The organism is Aeromonas sp. DSM 116730, assembly GCF_046581335.1.
In the GTDB taxonomy this organism is placed as follows: domain Bacteria; phylum Pseudomonadota; class Gammaproteobacteria; order Enterobacterales; family Aeromonadaceae; genus Aeromonas; species Aeromonas rivipollensis.
In genome coordinates, this window is sequence record NZ_CP144265.1 from 4,390,001 (window position 1) to 4,405,126 (window position 15,126).

A 15,126-nucleotide genomic window follows, 5' to 3' on the forward strand; every position below is an offset into this window, starting at 1 on the left:
GTCAGCACTGTCGCCCCCGTGGTCGTCAGGCCGGAGAAAGATTCGAAAAAGGCCTCGGAGACCGACATGTTCGGCACGTCGCTGATGATGAAGGGGACGGCCCCCACGCTGCCCAGCACCACCCAGAACAGCACCACTATGAGGAAGCCTTCCTTGGATCTGAGGTCTTTCTTCTGATGGCGATTGGGGAACCAGAGCAGGGCACCGAGCAGGAGGGCGATGAAGAAGGAGTTCACAAACTCGGCACCGCCACCATCGCGATACCCAAAAGCAACCATCGCTGGCAACAGCATGGTCGAGCTGAACAGCGCGACCAAGAGACCAACGATACGAATGATGCTCAGAATCTGCATTCCGGCTCCCCCTTCAGGCTAAAAGAGCGATGGATTCTAGCCATCTAAGGGGCGAAGAGATACCCGGCCATGGGTTCGGTCTGTCATTTCCTGATCCACCTGACTCCAGATGGCCGCATCCCAAGCCACCTGCAGGCGAACCTGCTGACCATAATCGGCGGCCAGCAACTGACCCTGGTGGGTCGAGATCAGGGCTTCCACCGCCCCCATGTCGCCATAGTCGCAGCAGATAAGGGAAGGGGTTTGCTGGCGCTTGATGCGGGTCTCGAGCCGCTTGAGCGCAGCCCCCACCCCGCCGCCATAGGCCTTGACCAGGCCGCCGGTCCCGAGCAGGACGCCACCGTAGTAACGCACCACCACGGCCGCTATCTCGCCAATGCCAGCCCCCATCAGCTGGGCCAGCATGGGTTTGCCGGCGGTGCCCGAGGGTTCACCGTCATCGCTGAAGCCATAGACCTGGCTGTCTTGTGGAGCCCCGGCGACAAAGGCCCAGCAATGGTGCCGGGCCGTCGGGTGCTGCCGCTTCACCTCGCCGATCCAGGCCTTGGCGGCCTCGACCGTCGGCGCATGGGCAATCAGGGTGATGAAGCGACTCTTCTTGATCTCCTCGCAAAGCTCCAGCGGCGCGGCCGGAATGGCATAGTTTGCGGCCATCAGAGCCCTGCTTGCCTGGTGAGGTTCTCCACCCCGTCCCCATGCAGGACGACGTTGTCCTCGATCCGGATGCCACCGAAGGGGCGCAGCGCCTCGACCTTGTTCCAGTTGACCCGCTTGCCCTGCTCGCTCTGACGCAGCGGCTCCAGCAGGCTGTCGATGAAGTAGAGGCCGGGTTCTATGGTGAACACCTGCCCCACCTCCATCACCCGGGTGCAGCGCAGGTAGGGGAACTGCTCGGGCGCCGCCAGGTGGGTACCCCGCTCGTCCTGCATGAAGCCACCGGCATCGTGCACCTGCAGGCCGAGGAAGTGCCCCAGGCCATGGGGGAAGAACACATTGGTGACACCGGTGTGGATCATCTCGTCCACCGACATGTCCACCAGCTCGGTGGCCTGCAGCAAGCGCGCCAGTCTGTGGTGCATCTGCAGATGCAGCTCGCTGTAACGGCGACCGGGTTTGATCTCCGCGATGATCTCCTGCTGCTGCGCATCCAGCGCCGCGATGAGATCGGCAAACTCGCCCCGGCGCCAGGCCCAGGTGCGGGTGATGTCGGAGGCATAGCCGTGATAATCCGCCCCGGCATCGATCAGGAAGGAGTGGCGCTCCGCATCCGGTACCCGCTGGGTCGACAGATGGGTGTAATGGAGGATGGCCGCGTTGCGGTTGATGGCGACTATGTTGCCATAGGGCGCCTCATTGGCCCCCTGCCCGACTGCCTTCATGTAGGCCAGGTTGATCTCGAACTCGCTCGCCCCCGCCATGAAGGAGTCCTTGGCCGCAATGTGGCCGCGCACCCCGAGCCGATTCGCCGCCCGCAGACACTCCAGCTCATAAGGCGTCTTGTAGGCACGATGGTAGTGCAGGTAGTTGAGCACCGCCTCCGGATTGGGCTGCCCCAATCCCACCAGCTGGGCCACCTCGAGATGACCGCCCAGATAGGCCCACTCCTGCTTGTCGGCTGGCAAGTGATCCGCCACCTGCTCCGGCTTGGTCAGGAAGCGGATGTCGAAGAAGTCGACCCAGAAGGCATTGGGCAGGTCCGCCACCTTGTGCCAGAAGTCCACCGGCCGGTAGAACAGCAGCACCGGTTTGCTCACCCCGTCCACCAGCAGCCAGCAGTGGGGATTGTCCAGCACCGGCAACCAGGCCTTGAAGTGCGGATTGACCTTGAAGGGGTAATCCTGATCGTCGAGGAAGATGCGGTGGGTCTGGCCGGAGTGGATGGCCAGTCCGCTGAGCCCCTGTTGTTGCAGAATGTCGCGGGTGCGCTGCTGCAGGGTGTCGAGGTGCTGGGCAAAAAGTTGGCTGTAGCTGCTCATGGCGTCCTGCTCCGAGGTGAATGTGATAGCAGCATAACACCAAGCTCGGGGCGGCTCGACCCGTCAAGCTGCCGCTTCGTGAGGTAACGCATGCGTTACAAAGTGTTTGTTATCAACAGAAAACCAACCATTAACAAATCAAAAACAATTCAATACACTGCCGGTAGACAGTAGATATCAGCAGTCAGGAACGATTCATGCAAAACCTTTGTCTGTGGAAACCGGATCAGGACAGGATGCAGCACTCCAACCTCCACCAGTTCATGGCCGAGGTCAACCACTTCCACGGCCTGCAATTACGCAGCTACGCCGACCTCTATCAGTGGTCGGTGGAGAAGACCACCCGTTTCTGGCCGCTGGTGTGGCAGCACTGCGGCGTCAAGGGAGAGCTGGGGGACATAGTGGCGGAGAACCGCCAGGAGATGCAGCGCGCCCGCTGGTTCCCCGACAGCCGGCTCAACTTCGCCGAGAACCTGTTGCGCCGCCAGGACGAGAGCCCGGCCATCATCTCCCGCCTCGAAGGGGGGGTGAGCCAGACCCTGAGCTGGGCCGAGCTCGGCGATCGGGTGGCCCGACTGGCCCAGTGGCTGCGCAGCCAGGGCATAGGCCGTGGCGACGTGGTCGCCGCCTATCTACCCAATATTTCGGAAACCGTGGTTGCCATGCTGGCCACCACCAGCCTGGGCGCTATCTGGACCTCCACCAGCCCCGACTTCGGTGAAGCCAGCGTGGTGGAGCGCTTCGGCCAGACCCGGCCCCGGGTGCTGTTCGCGGTGGATGGCTACCGCTATGGCGGCAAGGCCATCGATATTCAGGCCAAGGTCGCCAGCGTAGTGAGCCAAATCGACAGCATAGAGCAGACTGTGATGATCCCTCTGCTCGGCAACCCCCTGCAGCTCGGTCACGACTGGCATCAGGTGCTGGCGAGCCAGCCCGGGGCCCAGCTCGCCTTCGAGTCCATGGCCTTCAACGATCCTCTTTATATCCTCTATTCATCCGGCACCACGGGCAAACCCAAGTGCATAGTCCACGGCATAGGCGGCACCCTGCTACAGCATCTGAAAGAGCACCAGCTGCACTGCGACGTCAAGCCGGGGGAGCGGGTGTTCTACTTCACCACCTGCGGCTGGATGATGTGGAACTGGCTGGTGAGCGCGCTTGCCTCCGGCGCCACTCTGGTGCTCTACGATGGCTCTCCCTTCTACCCAGACGGCAACGTACTCTGGGATCTGGCCCGCGACGAACAGGTCAGCCTGTTTGGCACCTCCGCCAAGTACCTGGATGCCCTGCACAAGCAGGGCTACACCCCCATCAACACCCACGACTTGCCACACTTGCGGCTTATCTGCAGCACCGGATCTGTGCTCTCGCCGGAGGGGTTTGACTATGTCTATCAGGGGATCAAACAGGATGTGCAACTGAGCTCCATCTCCGGCGGCACCGACATCTGCTCCTGCTTCGTCATCGGCAACCCGCTCAGCCCGGTCTATCGCGGCGAGAGCCAGGGCCGCGGTCTCGGCCTCGCGGTGCAGGTGTTCAACGAGGCGGGCCAGCCGGTACAGGGCGAGAAGGGGGAGCTGGTCTGCACCAAGCCCTTCCCGGCCCAGCCCATCTACTTCTGGGGCGACGAGAACGGCGACAAGTACCACGCCGCCTACTTCGAGCGGTTCGACAACATCTGGTGCCACGGGGACTGGATAGAGCTGACCCCGAGCGGCGGCATCCTCTTCTACGGCCGATCCGATGCCACCCTCAACCCGGGGGGCGTGCGCATCGGTACCAGCGAGATCTACCGCTACGTGGAGCAGCTGGACGAGGTGGAGGAGAGCATCGTCATCGGCCAGCAGTGGCAGCAGGACGAGCGGGTGGTGCTCTTCGTCAAGCTCAAGCCCGGCCTAAAGCTGGACGAGCCCCTGCGCGAGCGCATTCGCCAGCAGATCCGCGAGCACAGCACGGCCCGCCACGTGCCCGCCCGCATCCTGCAGGTGGATGCCATCCCCCGCACCAAGTCCGGCAAGATAGTCGAGCTGGCGGTGCGGGAGGTGGTGCACAACAGGCCCGTCAACAACACCCATGCCCTCGCCGACCCCGAGGTACTGAACCAGTATCGCAACAGGCCGGAACTGGCCAGTTGATAAATGACTCATATCCAGAGCAGGCGCCGCAAGGCGCCTCTCTTTTGCCCGTTTTGTGATGAGGAGCTTTTACTCGAGATCTGTTAAACAAATGTTTTAAATAGGTGTTGAAAATGTCTCCTTTTGGATCAATAGTGAGCCTCGCCCCCTGCTGGGGAGAAAGGAGCAAAGCCCCCCACCGCGTGGGAACAAGGAGACACTCTCATGATCTACCAAGGCGAAACCCTGTCGGTCAGCTACCTCGAACACGGCATTGCCGAGCTGAGGTTTGATGCCCCGGGTTCAGTCAACAAGCTGGATCGCGCTACCCTGCTCTCGCTGAGCGAAGCGATCGCCGCATTAAAACAAGAACGTGAACTAAAAGGTCTGATCCTCACCTCTGGCAAAGACGCCTTTATCGTCGGCGCCGACATCACCGAATTCCTGGAACTGTTCGATCTGCCGCAAGAAGATCTGCTCGGCTGGCTGAAAAAAGCCAACGACATCTTCAGCGCCATCGAAGATCTGCCGGTGCCGACCCTGTCCGCCATCAAGGGCCACGCCCTGGGCGGCGGCTGCGAGACCATACTCTCCACCGATTTCCGTCTGGCTGACACCACCGCCAGGATCGGCCTGCCCGAGACCAAACTCGGCATCATGCCGGGCTTTGGCGGCACAGTCCGTCTGCCGCGCCTTATCGGCGCCGACAACGCCCTGGAGTGGATCACCACAGGCAAGGATTACCGTGCCGATGACGCCCTCAAGGTAGGTGCCATCGACGCCGTGGTCGCCCCCGCTGCGCTGCAGAGCGCCGCCGTGCAGATGATGAGAGATGCCATCGCGGGCAAGCTGGACTGGCAGCGCCGTCGCGCCGCCAAGAAGGCCCCGCTGCGTCTCTCCAAGCTGGAAGCCATGATGAGCTTCACCACAGCCGCCGGCATGGTTGCCGCCGTGGCGGGCAAGCACTATCCGGCGCCCATGACAGCAGTCAAAACCGTCGAGGCCGCCGCCGGCATGAGCCGCGACGAGGCGCTCAACATCGAGGCGCAAGGCTTCATCAAGCTGGCCAAGACCGACGTAGCCAAGGCGCTGGTCGGCATCTTCCTGAACGATCAGCACATCAAGGCGCTGGCCAAGAAGGCGGCCAAGCAAGCTGCCAAGGCCACCAGCCACGCCGCCGTACTGGGTGCTGGCATCATGGGGGGCGGCATCGCCTACCAATCCGCCAGCAAGGGCATTCCGGCGGTGATGAAGGACATCAACGAGAAGGCGTTGGCGCTTGGCATGGGCGAAGCCACCAAGCTGCTCAACGGCCAGCTCGAGAAGGGCCGCATCGACGGCATCAAGATGGGCCAGGTGCTCTCCGCCATCACCCCCACCCTGAGCTATGACAGCGTCAAGCACGTGGATCTGGTGGTCGAAGCCGTGGTCGAGAATCCCAAGGTGAAGGCCGCCGTGCTGGGCGAAGTGGAAAGCGTTATCGGCGACGACGCCGTGCTCGCCAGCAACACCTCCACCATCCCCATCTCCCTGCTGGCCAAGGGGCTGAAGCGCCCCGAGAACTTCTGCGGCATGCACTTCTTCAACCCTGTGCACCGCATGCCCCTGGTGGAGATCATCCGCGGCGAGCAGACGTCGGACGACACCATCAACCGCGTGGTGGCCTATGCCGCCGCCATGGGCAAGTCCCCGGTGGTGGTCAACGACTGCCCGGGCTTCTTCGTCAACCGCGTGCTCTTCCCCTACTTCTTCGGCTTCAACAAGCTGGTCGCCGATGGCGCCGACTTCGCTGCGGTCGACAAGGTGATGGAGAAGGAGTTCGGCTGGCCCATGGGCCCCGCCTATCTGCTGGACGTGGTCGGCATCGACACAGGTCACCATGCCGGTGACGTCATGGCGCAAGGCTTCCCGGCGCGCATGAGCAAGGAAGGTCGTACCGCCATCGATGTGATGTATGACGCCAGCCGCTTCGGTCAGAAGAATGGCAAGGGCTTCTACGCCTACGAGCAGGACAAGAAGGGCAAGCCGAAGAAGGTGGCCGATGTGGCCGCTTACGAGCTGCTGGCTCCCATTGCCAAGGCGAAGCAGGAGTTCGACAAGGACGCCATCATAGCCCGCATGATGATCCCCATGATCAACGAGGTGGTGCTCTGTCTGGAAGAGGCCATAGTCGCCACGCCGGCCGAGGCCGACATAGCGCTGGTCTACGGTCTGGGCTTCCCTCCCTTCCGCGGCGGCGTGTTCCGCTATCTGGACACCATAGGTCTGGATCGCTACGTGGCCATGGCCGACCAGTATGCCGACCTGGGCCCGCTCTACCGCGTCAGCGACAAGCTGCGCGAGATGGCCGCCCAGGGCAAAACCTTCTACTGATTGCGGAAAGGAGATCCATTCATGAAAGACGTAGTCATTGTCGACTGTATCCGGACCCCCATGGGCCGGTCCAAGGGCGGCGCCTTCCGCAACGTGCGTGCAGAAGATCTGTCCGCGCACCTGATGAGCTCCATCCTGCTGCGCAACCCCAACCTCGACCCGAACGAGATCGAGGATATCTACTGGGGCTGCGTGCAGCAGACCCTGGAGCAGGGCTTCAACATAGCCCGCAACGCCGCCTTGCTGGCCGGTATTCCGAAGCAGGTGGGGGCGGTCACCGTCAACCGTCTGTGCGGATCCTCCATGCAGGCGCTGCACGATGCGTCCCGCGCCATTCAGGTGGGTGATGGTGACATCTTCATCATCGGTGGGGTCGAGCACATGGGCCATGTGCCCATGAGCCACGGCGTCGACTTCCACCCGGGCATGGCGAAATCCGTGGCCAAGGCCTCCGGCATGATGGGGCTGACCGCCGAGATGCTGGGCAAGCTGCACGGCATCAGCCGTCAGCAGCAGGACGAGTTTGCCGCCCGCTCCCACCGCCGCGCCTATGCTGCCACCCTGGAAGGACGCTTCGCCAAGGAGATCGTCGGGCTGGAAGGCCATGATGCCAGCGGCGCCCGCTTCTTCTATGACTACGACGAAGTGATCCGCCCGGAGACCACGGTCGATGTCCTGAGCCAGTTGCGCCCTGTGTTCGACCCGGTCAACGGCACAGTCACCGCAGGCACCTCCTCGGCCCTGTCCGACGGCGCCGCCGCCATGCTGGTGATGAGCGCGGATCGCGCCAAGGCGCTGGGCCTCACCCCCCGCGCCCGGGTGCGCGCCATGGCCATCGCCGGCTGTGACGCCGCCATCATGGGTTACGGCCCGGTGCCGGCCACCCAGAAAGCGCTCAAGCGTGCCGGTCTGACCGTTGGCGATATCGACCTGTTCGAGCTGAACGAGGCGTTTGCCGCCCAGTCTCTGCCCTGCGTCAAGGATCTCGGCCTGCAGGATCTGGTCGACGAGAAGGTGAACCTGAACGGCGGCGCCATTGCGCTGGGCCACCCGCTCGGCTGCTCCGGTGCGCGCATCTCCACCACCCTCATCAATCTGATGGAGGAGAAAGATGCCACGCTAGGGGTCGCCACCATGTGTATCGGTCTGGGTCAGGGCATAGCCACAGTGTTCGAGCGGGTGTGATCTAAGCGGCTCACACCAAGCGTGAGCCCGCATTGTCTTTTTGGGGTCGGCCCGTCCGGCCCGTTGTCGAGTCTGTGGAGCGCGCCACACGGGGTGCGCACCTGCCGTCGGAATCTGCGTGTTGGCCGGCCCGTTTGGGTCGGCCTTTTTTATTCCGTTATCCCGATCAGGGCCGATTCGGGGGCTATATTGCCCATAACTTCACATTAGAGGGGGGCCTTGCTTGCTTTTTGCTCCCCCGACAGGTTCAATCTGCACAAAAAAATGGGTGGATGCACATACATATGTCAACGAGCAAACAACTGCTTATCGTCGACGACGATCAGGAGATCCGCGAGCTGCTCAACGAATACCTGACCCGGGCGGGTTTTCAGGTACTGACGGCGGCCGAGGGCAACGAGATGCGCCAGCAACTCGCCCTGCACAGCCCGGACCTCATCATTCTCGATATCATGATGCCAGGCGACGACGGCTTTACCCTGTGCCAGCAGATCCGTCGCGACTCCCAGGTACCCATCATCATGCTCACCGCTGCCTCCGATGAGGCGGATCGGGTGATCGGCCTCGAACTCGGCGCAGACGACTACATCGCCAAGCCGTTCAGCCCGCGCGAGCTGCAGGCCCGCATCAAGGCGCTGCTGCGCCGTGCCGAATTCCGCCAGCCGGAGAAAGAAAAAGAGCCGAGCCGCCGCCTGCGCTTCGCCGACTGGACCCTGGACACCCTGAGTCACCAGCTGACCCACGACGACGGCAGCCTGCTGGATCTCTCCGGCAGCGACGCCCTGCTGCTCGGCATGTTCCTGCAGCAGCCCGGCGTGGTGCTGGACAGGGACACCATCTCGGATGCCACCCGTGGCCGCGAGAGCCTGCCCATGGAGCGCGGCATCGACGTGCAGATCAGCCGTCTGCGCCAGAAGCTGGGTGACAACGGCAAGAGCCCGCGCATCATCAAGACCATACGCGGCAGCGGCTACATGCTGATCGCGGAAGTACACGAGATCCCGTGAAGGGTAAAAAGGTAGCAACAGCATGCTGACTGGCAAGAGGCACGAGAGCCCATGAGAGGTCGGCGATTCTGGCAGGCACTGGTCCCCCGCTCCCTGCTGTCACGGATGCTGCTGCTGTTGCTGCTCGCCATCCTGCTCTCCCAGACCATACTCACCGGCATCTGGATGCAGCAGATCCAGAAGCGGGAGCTGGAGGGCATGCTCAGCACCACCCGCAACCTGGCGCTCTCCGCCGCCTCCACAGTCAACTTCTTCAAGTCTCTGCCGCTGCAATACCGCCACATAGCCCTGGATCAGCTGCGCAACATGGGGGGCAGCCGTTTCTTCGTCTCCCTGAATGAAGAGGAGATCCACATCAGCGCCATCCCGGACAGCGAGCGCAAGACGCTGGTGCTCAAAGAGGTGGAGGAGGTGCTGACCCGCAAGCTCTCCGACGCCATGGCGATCAAGGTGGACTTCTCGCGGCCCGAGGAGCTGCACGTCTTCAACAACGACACCCTGCTGGCAGATCTGCCCTCCTCCTGGGCCCGCTATACCCTGTCGCTGGAGCCCATCAATCCGCCGGTGCTGGTGACCCAGATCGAGATAGAGCCGGGTGAGTGGCTCTATCTGGCGGCCCTGCTGCCCGCCCCCTACATGACGCTGGATGACACCGTCATGCCGAGCAACCAGGTGCGCTTCATCGCCCTGATGACTGTCTTCCTCTGCTTCTTCACCTTCATGCTGGTGCGCTGGCAGACCCGGCCCCTGCGTCGCCTCGCCAAGGCGGCGGTCAACCTCGGCAAGGACATAGATCAGCCCTCGCTCAAGGAGGAGGGCGCCTCCGAGATAGTGGCGGCGACCCGCGCCTTCAACATCATGCAGCAGCGCATCCGCCGCTTCATAGACGACAGGGAGCGGCTGTTCAGCTCCATCTCCCACGATCTCAAGACCCCCATCACCCGGCTGCGGCTGCGGGTCGAACTGCTCGACGACGAAGCCCAGATAGCCAAGTTCAACAAGGATCTGGACGAGCTGGAGCTGATGGTGAAGGGGGCGCTGCAGACGGTGAAAGAGACCGACATTCACGAGAACCTCGAGCTCATCGATATCAATGCCCTGCTGGAACAGATGGCGGAGGCCATGAACCTGCACGAGGATCTGCTCACCATAGAGGGGCACTGCAAGTGGCCCTATCGCGGCAAGCTGCTAGCCCTCAAGCGCTGCATCGGCAACCTGGTGGACAACGGCATCAAGTACGGCCACCGGGTGCGCGTCATCCTGATGGATGACGAAGAGATGCTGATCCTCTTCATCATGGATGAGGGCCCCGGTCTGCCGGAGGATCAGTTCGAGCGCATCTTCGAGCCCTACTACCGCCTAAGTACGGATTCCGCCGGAACCGGGCTGGGTCTTGGCATAGCCCGCAACATAGCCCACGCCCACGGCGGCGATCTGGTGCTGGAAAATCGCCCCCAGGGCGGCCTGCAGGCCACCCTCTCCCTACCAAGGCAGTAACGCTTATGAAGTGGTTGTCTTTTTCTGTCATCGCCCTGTTGTCTCTGCCCGTCGGCGCCTCCCAGCGCATCGGGGTGCTGCACTGGTGGCGTGCGGTCGGCACCGGCCACTCTCCTTCAATCAAGGCAGTCACAGTATGAAGTTGTTCCCGTTTGCCATTGTCGCCCTGCTCTCCCTGCCCGTCGCCGCCTCCCAGCGCGTCGGGGTGCTGCACTGGTGGCGTGCGGTCGGCACCGGCCACTCTCCTTCAATCAAGGCAGTCACAGTATGAAGTGGTTCCCGTTTGCCATTGTCACCCTGCTCTCCCTGCCCGTCGCCGCCTCCCAGGTGGAGGTGTTGCACTGGTGGACCTCCGGCGGCGAGGCCAAGGCGGTGGAAGTGCTCAAGTCGGAATGGGCCGAGCAGGGCAACCAGTGGAACGACTTCGCGGTGCAGGGCGGCGGCGGCAAGAGCGCCATGACGGTGCTGAAAAGCCGGGCGCTGGCAGCCAATCCGCCGGAGGCGGCGCACCTCAAGGGCTATGAGCTGCACGAGTGGGCCAGCCTGGGTTTCCTGCGCGACCTCAGCCCCATGGCCGAGCACCTCGGCTGGTACCCGCAGCTCTCCCCCATGGTCCGTGACACCCTCAGCCAGAACGGCGCCCTGATGGCGGTGCCCACCGGCATCCACAGGGTCAACTGGCTGTGGCTCAACCGCAAGTTGTTCGAGCGGCTGGGACTGACGCCCCCCACCGACTGGGAGCACTTCATGACGGTTGCGGAGCAGCTCAAGGCGCAGGGCGTCACGCCGCTGGCCATCGGCAACGAGCCCTGGCAGCTGGCGGTGCTGTTCGAGACGGTGGCACTCGGTGAAGGGGGCAAGGCCTTCTATCGCAAGGCCTTCCTGGAGCAGGACAGCGCCACCCTGACCGGCCCCGACATGGTGCGGGTGCTGACCCGCTTCCAGCAGCTGCGCGCCTATGTGCCGGAAAAATACGCCGGCCTGAAGTGGCACCAGGCCACCAACCTGCTGGAGAGCGGCGGCGCCGCCATGCAGATCATGGGGGACTGGGTGAAGGGGGAGCTGAGCGCCGGCAACTACAGACCCGGAGAGGACATCGACTGCCTGCCAAGCCCGGGAAGCCAAGGCCTCTTCAGCTACAACCTGGACTCCATCGCCATGTTCAAGCAGCGGGATCCGGCCCAGCTGCAAGCCCAGGGCGAGCTGGCCCGCCTGCTGATGACGCCACGATTCCAGGAGGAGTTCAACCGGGTGAAGGGCTCCATCCCAGCCCTCACCCAGCCTGACATGAGCAAGTTCGATCGCTGCGCCATCCGCTCCTACCATGACTTCCAGTTGGCAGAACGGGATGGCAACCTGCTGCCCAGCATGGCGGAGGGCATGGCCGTGCCGACCAACATGCGCCAGGGGATCATGGATGTGCTGAGCAGCTTCTTCAACGACCCCAAGGCCAACTCGGAGCAGACGGCGCAGCAGCTGGAGCGGGCCATGCGCTCGACCCGCTCGGGCGCGGAGCAGAAATGACAAAGGCGGAATAGCTCCGCCTTTGTGGGTGAATCGTCATCCGATTCAGGATTGATCGTTCTCGTCCTCATCCTCGTCGTAGTAGTCGCTGAGCTCGATCCAGAGCCCCAGCCCTATCATCACCATGGACCCGAACCAGGTGCCGGTGTTTCCGATCGGGCTGCCCAGCACTATCATGGCGAACGACAGGAACCCCATGCCTGCGTAGGCTTGCAATCTGCCGTAGGAGACCTGCATATTCACACCTCCTTGTTGAATATGGTTCAATTTTTATATTACTCATCGGGCAAGGTCTGGATAGAGCTGGATCACACTTTGGTTACATATGCTGCTCGAAGACCCTGAGGTTTGATTATTTTTTCGCCTTGAGTATCATTGGCAGCTGAATTGGTTGAAGGTTGAATATTGATGAGTGCTTTATTCTGCGACGCAACTCATGAGTTGGACGCAATCGGGCTTCGTTGCCCCGAGCCCGTGACGATAGCGCGCAAGAAGGTGCGGCTGAAGGTTGATTATTAATGAGTAATTTATTCTGCAATGCGACTCACGCGTTGGACGCAATCGGGCTTCGTTGCCCTGAACCTGTGATGATGGTTCGCAAGAAAGTGCGGCTGATGGCCGAAGGCGAGACCCTGCTGGTCAGTGCCGACGACCCTTCCACCACCCGCGACATCCCGAGTTTCTGCCGCTTCATGGATCACACCCTGATCGCCAGCGAGACAGAGCAGGCCCCCTATCGCTATCTGATCCGCAAGGGTCAATGAGCCCCTGTACCGGAGCAATCCATGACGATTACCCGAATCGGCACCACGGCCCGCTGGTCTGATGTTGTCATCCACAACGGCACCCTCTATGTGGTGGAAGTCCCCGCCACCGACGAGGCCGACATTCACCAGCAGACCCGCGAAGTGCTGAGCAGCCTGCAACGCCTGCTGGAAGCCAACGGTTCCGGGGTCGACAAGATCCTGATGGCCAACATCTATCTCAAGGACATTGGCGACATAGCCGCCTTCAACGCCCAGTGGGATGCCTGGATACCGGCCGGCACAGCGCCCGTTCGCGCCTGCGTGCAGGCCCGCCTGGCCCACGAAGGCTACAAGGTGGAAGTGCAGCTGACCGCGGCGATCTGAGCCGCCCGCCCAGCCTGGGATAGCAAAAGGCCCCGCCATCACTGGCGGGGCCTTTTCGTTACCGGTAACCGGGCGACTTAGGCAGTCGGGGTCAGGGTAATGGTCACACGACGGTTCTGGGCCTTGCCGGCGGCGGTGCTGTTGGTGGCAACCGGCTGATCCGGGCCCACGCCGCTGGTGGCGATGCGGCTGCCGGTCACGCCCTGACCGATCAGCTGGGCGGCGACGGCGTCGGCACGCTGGGCGGAGAGCTTCATGTTCAGCTCGCGGGAGCCGGTGCTGTCGGTGTGACCGACCACGTTCAGGCGGGTCTTGTCGAACTCGGCAACCACCATGGCCACGCCGGACAGGGTATTGGCACCGGCGGCTTTGAGCTGGGCGCTGGAGCTGTCGAAGGTGACATTGTTCGGCATGTTGAGGATCAGCTGATCGCCGTTGCGAGTCACGCTGACACCTGTGCCCTGCAGCTTCTCGCGCAGCTTGGCTTCCTGCACATCCATGTAGTAACCGATGCCACCACCCAGGGCGGCGCCAGCGGCCACACCGGTCAGTATGCCCTTCTTGCGATCACCCTTGCTGGAGGAGAGCGCGCCCACGGCAGCGCCGGTGGCGGCACCGGCCAGTGCGCCCCAGGCGCCCTTGGAGGTCTGGGATTCACCGGTATAGGGATTGGTGGTGCAGCCTGTCATGGCGATGGTCAGGGCAAGTGCAGGAACCAGTTTCTTGAAATGCATGAAAAAACCTCTGAAAAAGAACGACTCTAGCCGATGGCCGCGCATTCTAACCCAGAGAGGCGCCAGAGTGTGACGCGCGCATTGCGGATATGAACAGGGGGGCCAAAGCCCCCCGTGTCATGCCGTGCACGGCATGAGTGCTGCCTGCCCGGGCAGGCCGGACATCAATATTTGATGTCGCGCGCCTCGTCACGCCCTTCCTGCTTGTTGTCGCGGTGCTCCTGACGGCAATCGGCATTGCCCACCAGGCCTTCGCGGCACTCCTGCTTGGCGTCGCGGGATTCCTGACGGGTATCCTGACGCACATCGCGGGCTTCGCGACGCTCCTGGGCCTGTTTGGTTGCCTGTGCAGGCAGGGCAGCCAACAAGGCTGTGGCTGCAAGCAGCGCGAATACTGTCTTCTTCATGGTGGCTCCTTGGCTAAACGAAATACACCGGCTTGGGATGTCTGAATTATACACTGGGGTCAAGATAACCGCGGGACGGGCGCCAGCATGGCGACCCGACAGGGAGGCGGCTTGTCAGGATCAATATTTGACGTCGCGGGCCTCGTCTCGGCCCTCCTGCTTGCTGTCGCGATGATCCTGACGGCAATCGGCATTGCCGACCACGCCTTCACGGCACTCCTGCTTGGCATCGCGGGATTCATCCCGGGTGTCCTGACGCACGTCACGGGCATCACGGCGCTCTGCGGCCTGTTCGGTTGCCTGCGCCGGCAACGAGGAGAGCAGGGCGCTGGCAGCCAGCAAGATAAAGGCACATTTCTTCATGATTAACTCCACGGGGTCGACGAGATGGCGGGGCATCCGGCAACTGATTTATATGAATTCACGGGTGGTGGTGTCTGGCGAGTTACCCGCCAGCAGGCTCGCAGGCCCTTGGGGGCGGCGAGCCGGCTCGGCTGAGAGCCCGATATGCCGCTTGCGGGCTAATCGGGCGCGCTCATCAGCGTTTGACGTCGTTGGCTTTCTCTCTGACGTCCTGTTTGACTTCACGCTTGTCCTGACGGCACTCGTAGTTGTCCTTCTGGTCGGCTTCGCGACAATCCTGCTTGGCATCGCGGACCTCGGGACGCACCTCCTGACGCACATCGCGGGAGTCCTGGCGATCGGCCGCATGAGCAGGCAGGACGGCCAGCAGAGAGCAAGCCGCCAGGATCAGACTGCCGGCCGTGCGAATGCGAGATGAATTCAGTGACATGGATTAACCCTCAATGTTGATGGACCGATTTTG

Annotated in this window: 18 protein-coding genes (1 of these 18 running past the window's edge); 10 read left to right on the forward strand and 8 right to left on the reverse strand. The window is 62.5% G+C overall.

The window, feature by feature from the left end; genetic code table 11:
• The 3 genes in view from Aeroheme_RS20205 to pepQ are tightly spaced (at most 36 nt apart) and all read right to left on the reverse strand, a layout consistent with a single transcriptional unit that may run on beyond the window.
• Window positions 1–353, reverse strand: the beginning of a protein-coding gene (locus Aeroheme_RS20205; protein WP_106885444.1) for a TrkH family potassium uptake protein. 1,105 nt of this gene lie to the left of the window's left edge; only the first 353 of its 1,458 coding nucleotides appear in the window; the start codon lies at window positions 351–353; its stop codon lies off the left edge, out of view.
• Window positions 354–389: 36 nt separating this feature from the next.
• On the reverse strand, window positions 390–1,007 hold the full coding sequence (locus tag Aeroheme_RS20210) for a YigZ family protein (protein WP_411166456.1): 618 nt from the start codon (window positions 1,005–1,007) through the stop codon (window positions 390–392).
• Window positions 1,007–2,329 (reverse strand): Xaa-Pro dipeptidase, encoded by a 1,323-nt coding sequence (gene pepQ / locus Aeroheme_RS20215; RefSeq protein WP_168236159.1) that lies wholly within the window; start codon window positions 2,327–2,329, stop codon window positions 1,007–1,009. The genes Aeroheme_RS20210 and pepQ overlap by 1 nt, the downstream gene beginning before the upstream one ends.
• Before the next feature lie 197 nt (window positions 2,330–2,526).
• Here pepQ and Aeroheme_RS20220 point away from each other — a divergent pair, with 197 nt between their 5' ends.
• The 8 genes from Aeroheme_RS20220 to Aeroheme_RS20255 all read left to right on the forward strand — a co-directional run bounded on the left by Aeroheme_RS20220 (window position 2,527) and on the right by Aeroheme_RS20255 (window position 12,029).
• Entirely contained in the window at window positions 2,527–4,464 is a 1,938-nt protein-coding gene (locus Aeroheme_RS20220; RefSeq protein ID WP_411166457.1) for an acetoacetate--CoA ligase, read from the forward strand.
• Window positions 4,465–4,668: 204 nt separating this feature from the next.
• Window positions 4,669–6,816 (forward strand): fatty acid oxidation complex subunit alpha FadB, encoded by a 2,148-nt coding sequence (gene fadB, locus Aeroheme_RS20225; RefSeq protein WP_411166458.1) that lies wholly within the window; start codon window positions 4,669–4,671, stop codon window positions 6,814–6,816.
• A 21-nt stretch (window positions 6,817–6,837) separates the two neighbouring features.
• Window positions 6,838–8,001, forward strand: coding sequence for an acetyl-CoA C-acyltransferase FadA (gene fadA, locus Aeroheme_RS20230; RefSeq protein ID WP_411166459.1), 1,164 nt, complete (start codon window positions 6,838–6,840; stop codon window positions 7,999–8,001).
• Between the two features lie 284 nt (window positions 8,002–8,285).
• Window positions 8,286–9,008 (forward strand): response regulator, encoded by a 723-nt coding sequence (locus Aeroheme_RS20235; RefSeq protein WP_025328790.1) that lies wholly within the window; start codon window positions 8,286–8,288, stop codon window positions 9,006–9,008.
• A 51-nt stretch (window positions 9,009–9,059) separates the two neighbouring features.
• Complete coding sequence (locus Aeroheme_RS20240; protein WP_106885438.1) at window positions 9,060–10,505, forward strand: ATP-binding protein; 1,446 nt, start codon at window positions 9,060–9,062, stop codon at window positions 10,503–10,505.
• Window positions 10,506–10,510: 5 nt separating this feature from the next.
• A complete protein-coding gene (locus Aeroheme_RS20245; RefSeq protein ID WP_290030811.1) occupies window positions 10,511–10,645 on the forward strand; it encodes a hypothetical protein in 135 nt (44 codons plus the stop codon).
• Window positions 10,642–10,776 carry a hypothetical protein gene (locus tag Aeroheme_RS20250; protein WP_267966785.1) on the forward strand — a complete coding sequence of 45 codons (135 nt, stop codon included), beginning with the start codon at window positions 10,642–10,644 and terminating at the stop codon, window positions 10,774–10,776. Before Aeroheme_RS20245 ends, Aeroheme_RS20250 begins: the two co-directional genes overlap by 4 nt.
• Window positions 10,773–12,029 (forward strand): ABC transporter substrate-binding protein, encoded by a 1,257-nt coding sequence (locus Aeroheme_RS20255; RefSeq protein ID WP_234691437.1) that lies wholly within the window; start codon window positions 10,773–10,775, stop codon window positions 12,027–12,029. Before Aeroheme_RS20250 ends, Aeroheme_RS20255 begins: the two co-directional genes overlap by 4 nt.
• A 45-nt stretch (window positions 12,030–12,074) precedes the next feature.
• On the opposite strand, the gene Aeroheme_RS20260 is transcribed toward Aeroheme_RS20255, so the two are convergent.
• Window positions 12,075–12,266 (reverse strand): hypothetical protein, encoded by a 192-nt coding sequence (locus Aeroheme_RS20260; RefSeq protein ID WP_025328793.1) that lies wholly within the window; start codon window positions 12,264–12,266, stop codon window positions 12,075–12,077.
• A 281-nt stretch (window positions 12,267–12,547) separates the two neighbouring features.
• Here Aeroheme_RS20260 and tusA point away from each other — a divergent pair, with 281 nt between their 5' ends.
• Together tusA and Aeroheme_RS20270 are read left to right on the forward strand one after the other, a co-directional pair.
• Window positions 12,548–12,793 (forward strand): sulfurtransferase TusA, encoded by a 246-nt coding sequence (gene tusA, locus Aeroheme_RS20265; protein ID WP_106885436.1) that lies wholly within the window; start codon window positions 12,548–12,550, stop codon window positions 12,791–12,793.
• Window positions 12,794–12,814: 21 nt separating this feature from the next.
• Window positions 12,815–13,159: a RidA family protein gene (locus Aeroheme_RS20270; RefSeq protein ID WP_262113954.1), complete on the forward strand. Its 345-nt coding sequence runs from the start codon at window positions 12,815–12,817 to the stop codon at window positions 13,157–13,159.
• A gap of 77 nt (window positions 13,160–13,236) precedes the next feature.
• Here the strand turns inward: Aeroheme_RS20270 and Aeroheme_RS20275 are convergent, their stop codons facing one another.
• The 4 genes from Aeroheme_RS20275 to Aeroheme_RS20290 form a co-directional block, all read right to left on the reverse strand.
• Window positions 13,237–13,893, reverse strand: a complete 657-nt coding sequence (locus Aeroheme_RS20275) for an OmpA family lipoprotein (RefSeq protein ID WP_106885434.1) — start codon at window positions 13,891–13,893, stop codon at window positions 13,237–13,239.
• A 164-nt stretch (window positions 13,894–14,057) separates the two neighbouring features.
• Entirely contained in the window at window positions 14,058–14,300 is a 243-nt protein-coding gene (locus Aeroheme_RS20280; protein ID WP_005323913.1) for a hypothetical protein, read from the reverse strand.
• Window positions 14,301–14,420: 120 nt separating this feature from the next.
• Window positions 14,421–14,663, reverse strand: coding sequence for a hypothetical protein (locus Aeroheme_RS20285; RefSeq protein ID WP_106885433.1), 243 nt, complete (start codon window positions 14,661–14,663; stop codon window positions 14,421–14,423).
• Between the two features lie 175 nt (window positions 14,664–14,838).
• On the reverse strand, window positions 14,839–15,093 hold the full coding sequence (locus tag Aeroheme_RS20290; protein ID WP_106885432.1) for a hypothetical protein: 255 nt from the start codon (window positions 15,091–15,093) through the stop codon (window positions 14,839–14,841).
• Window positions 15,094–15,126 lie beyond the last annotated feature (33 nt).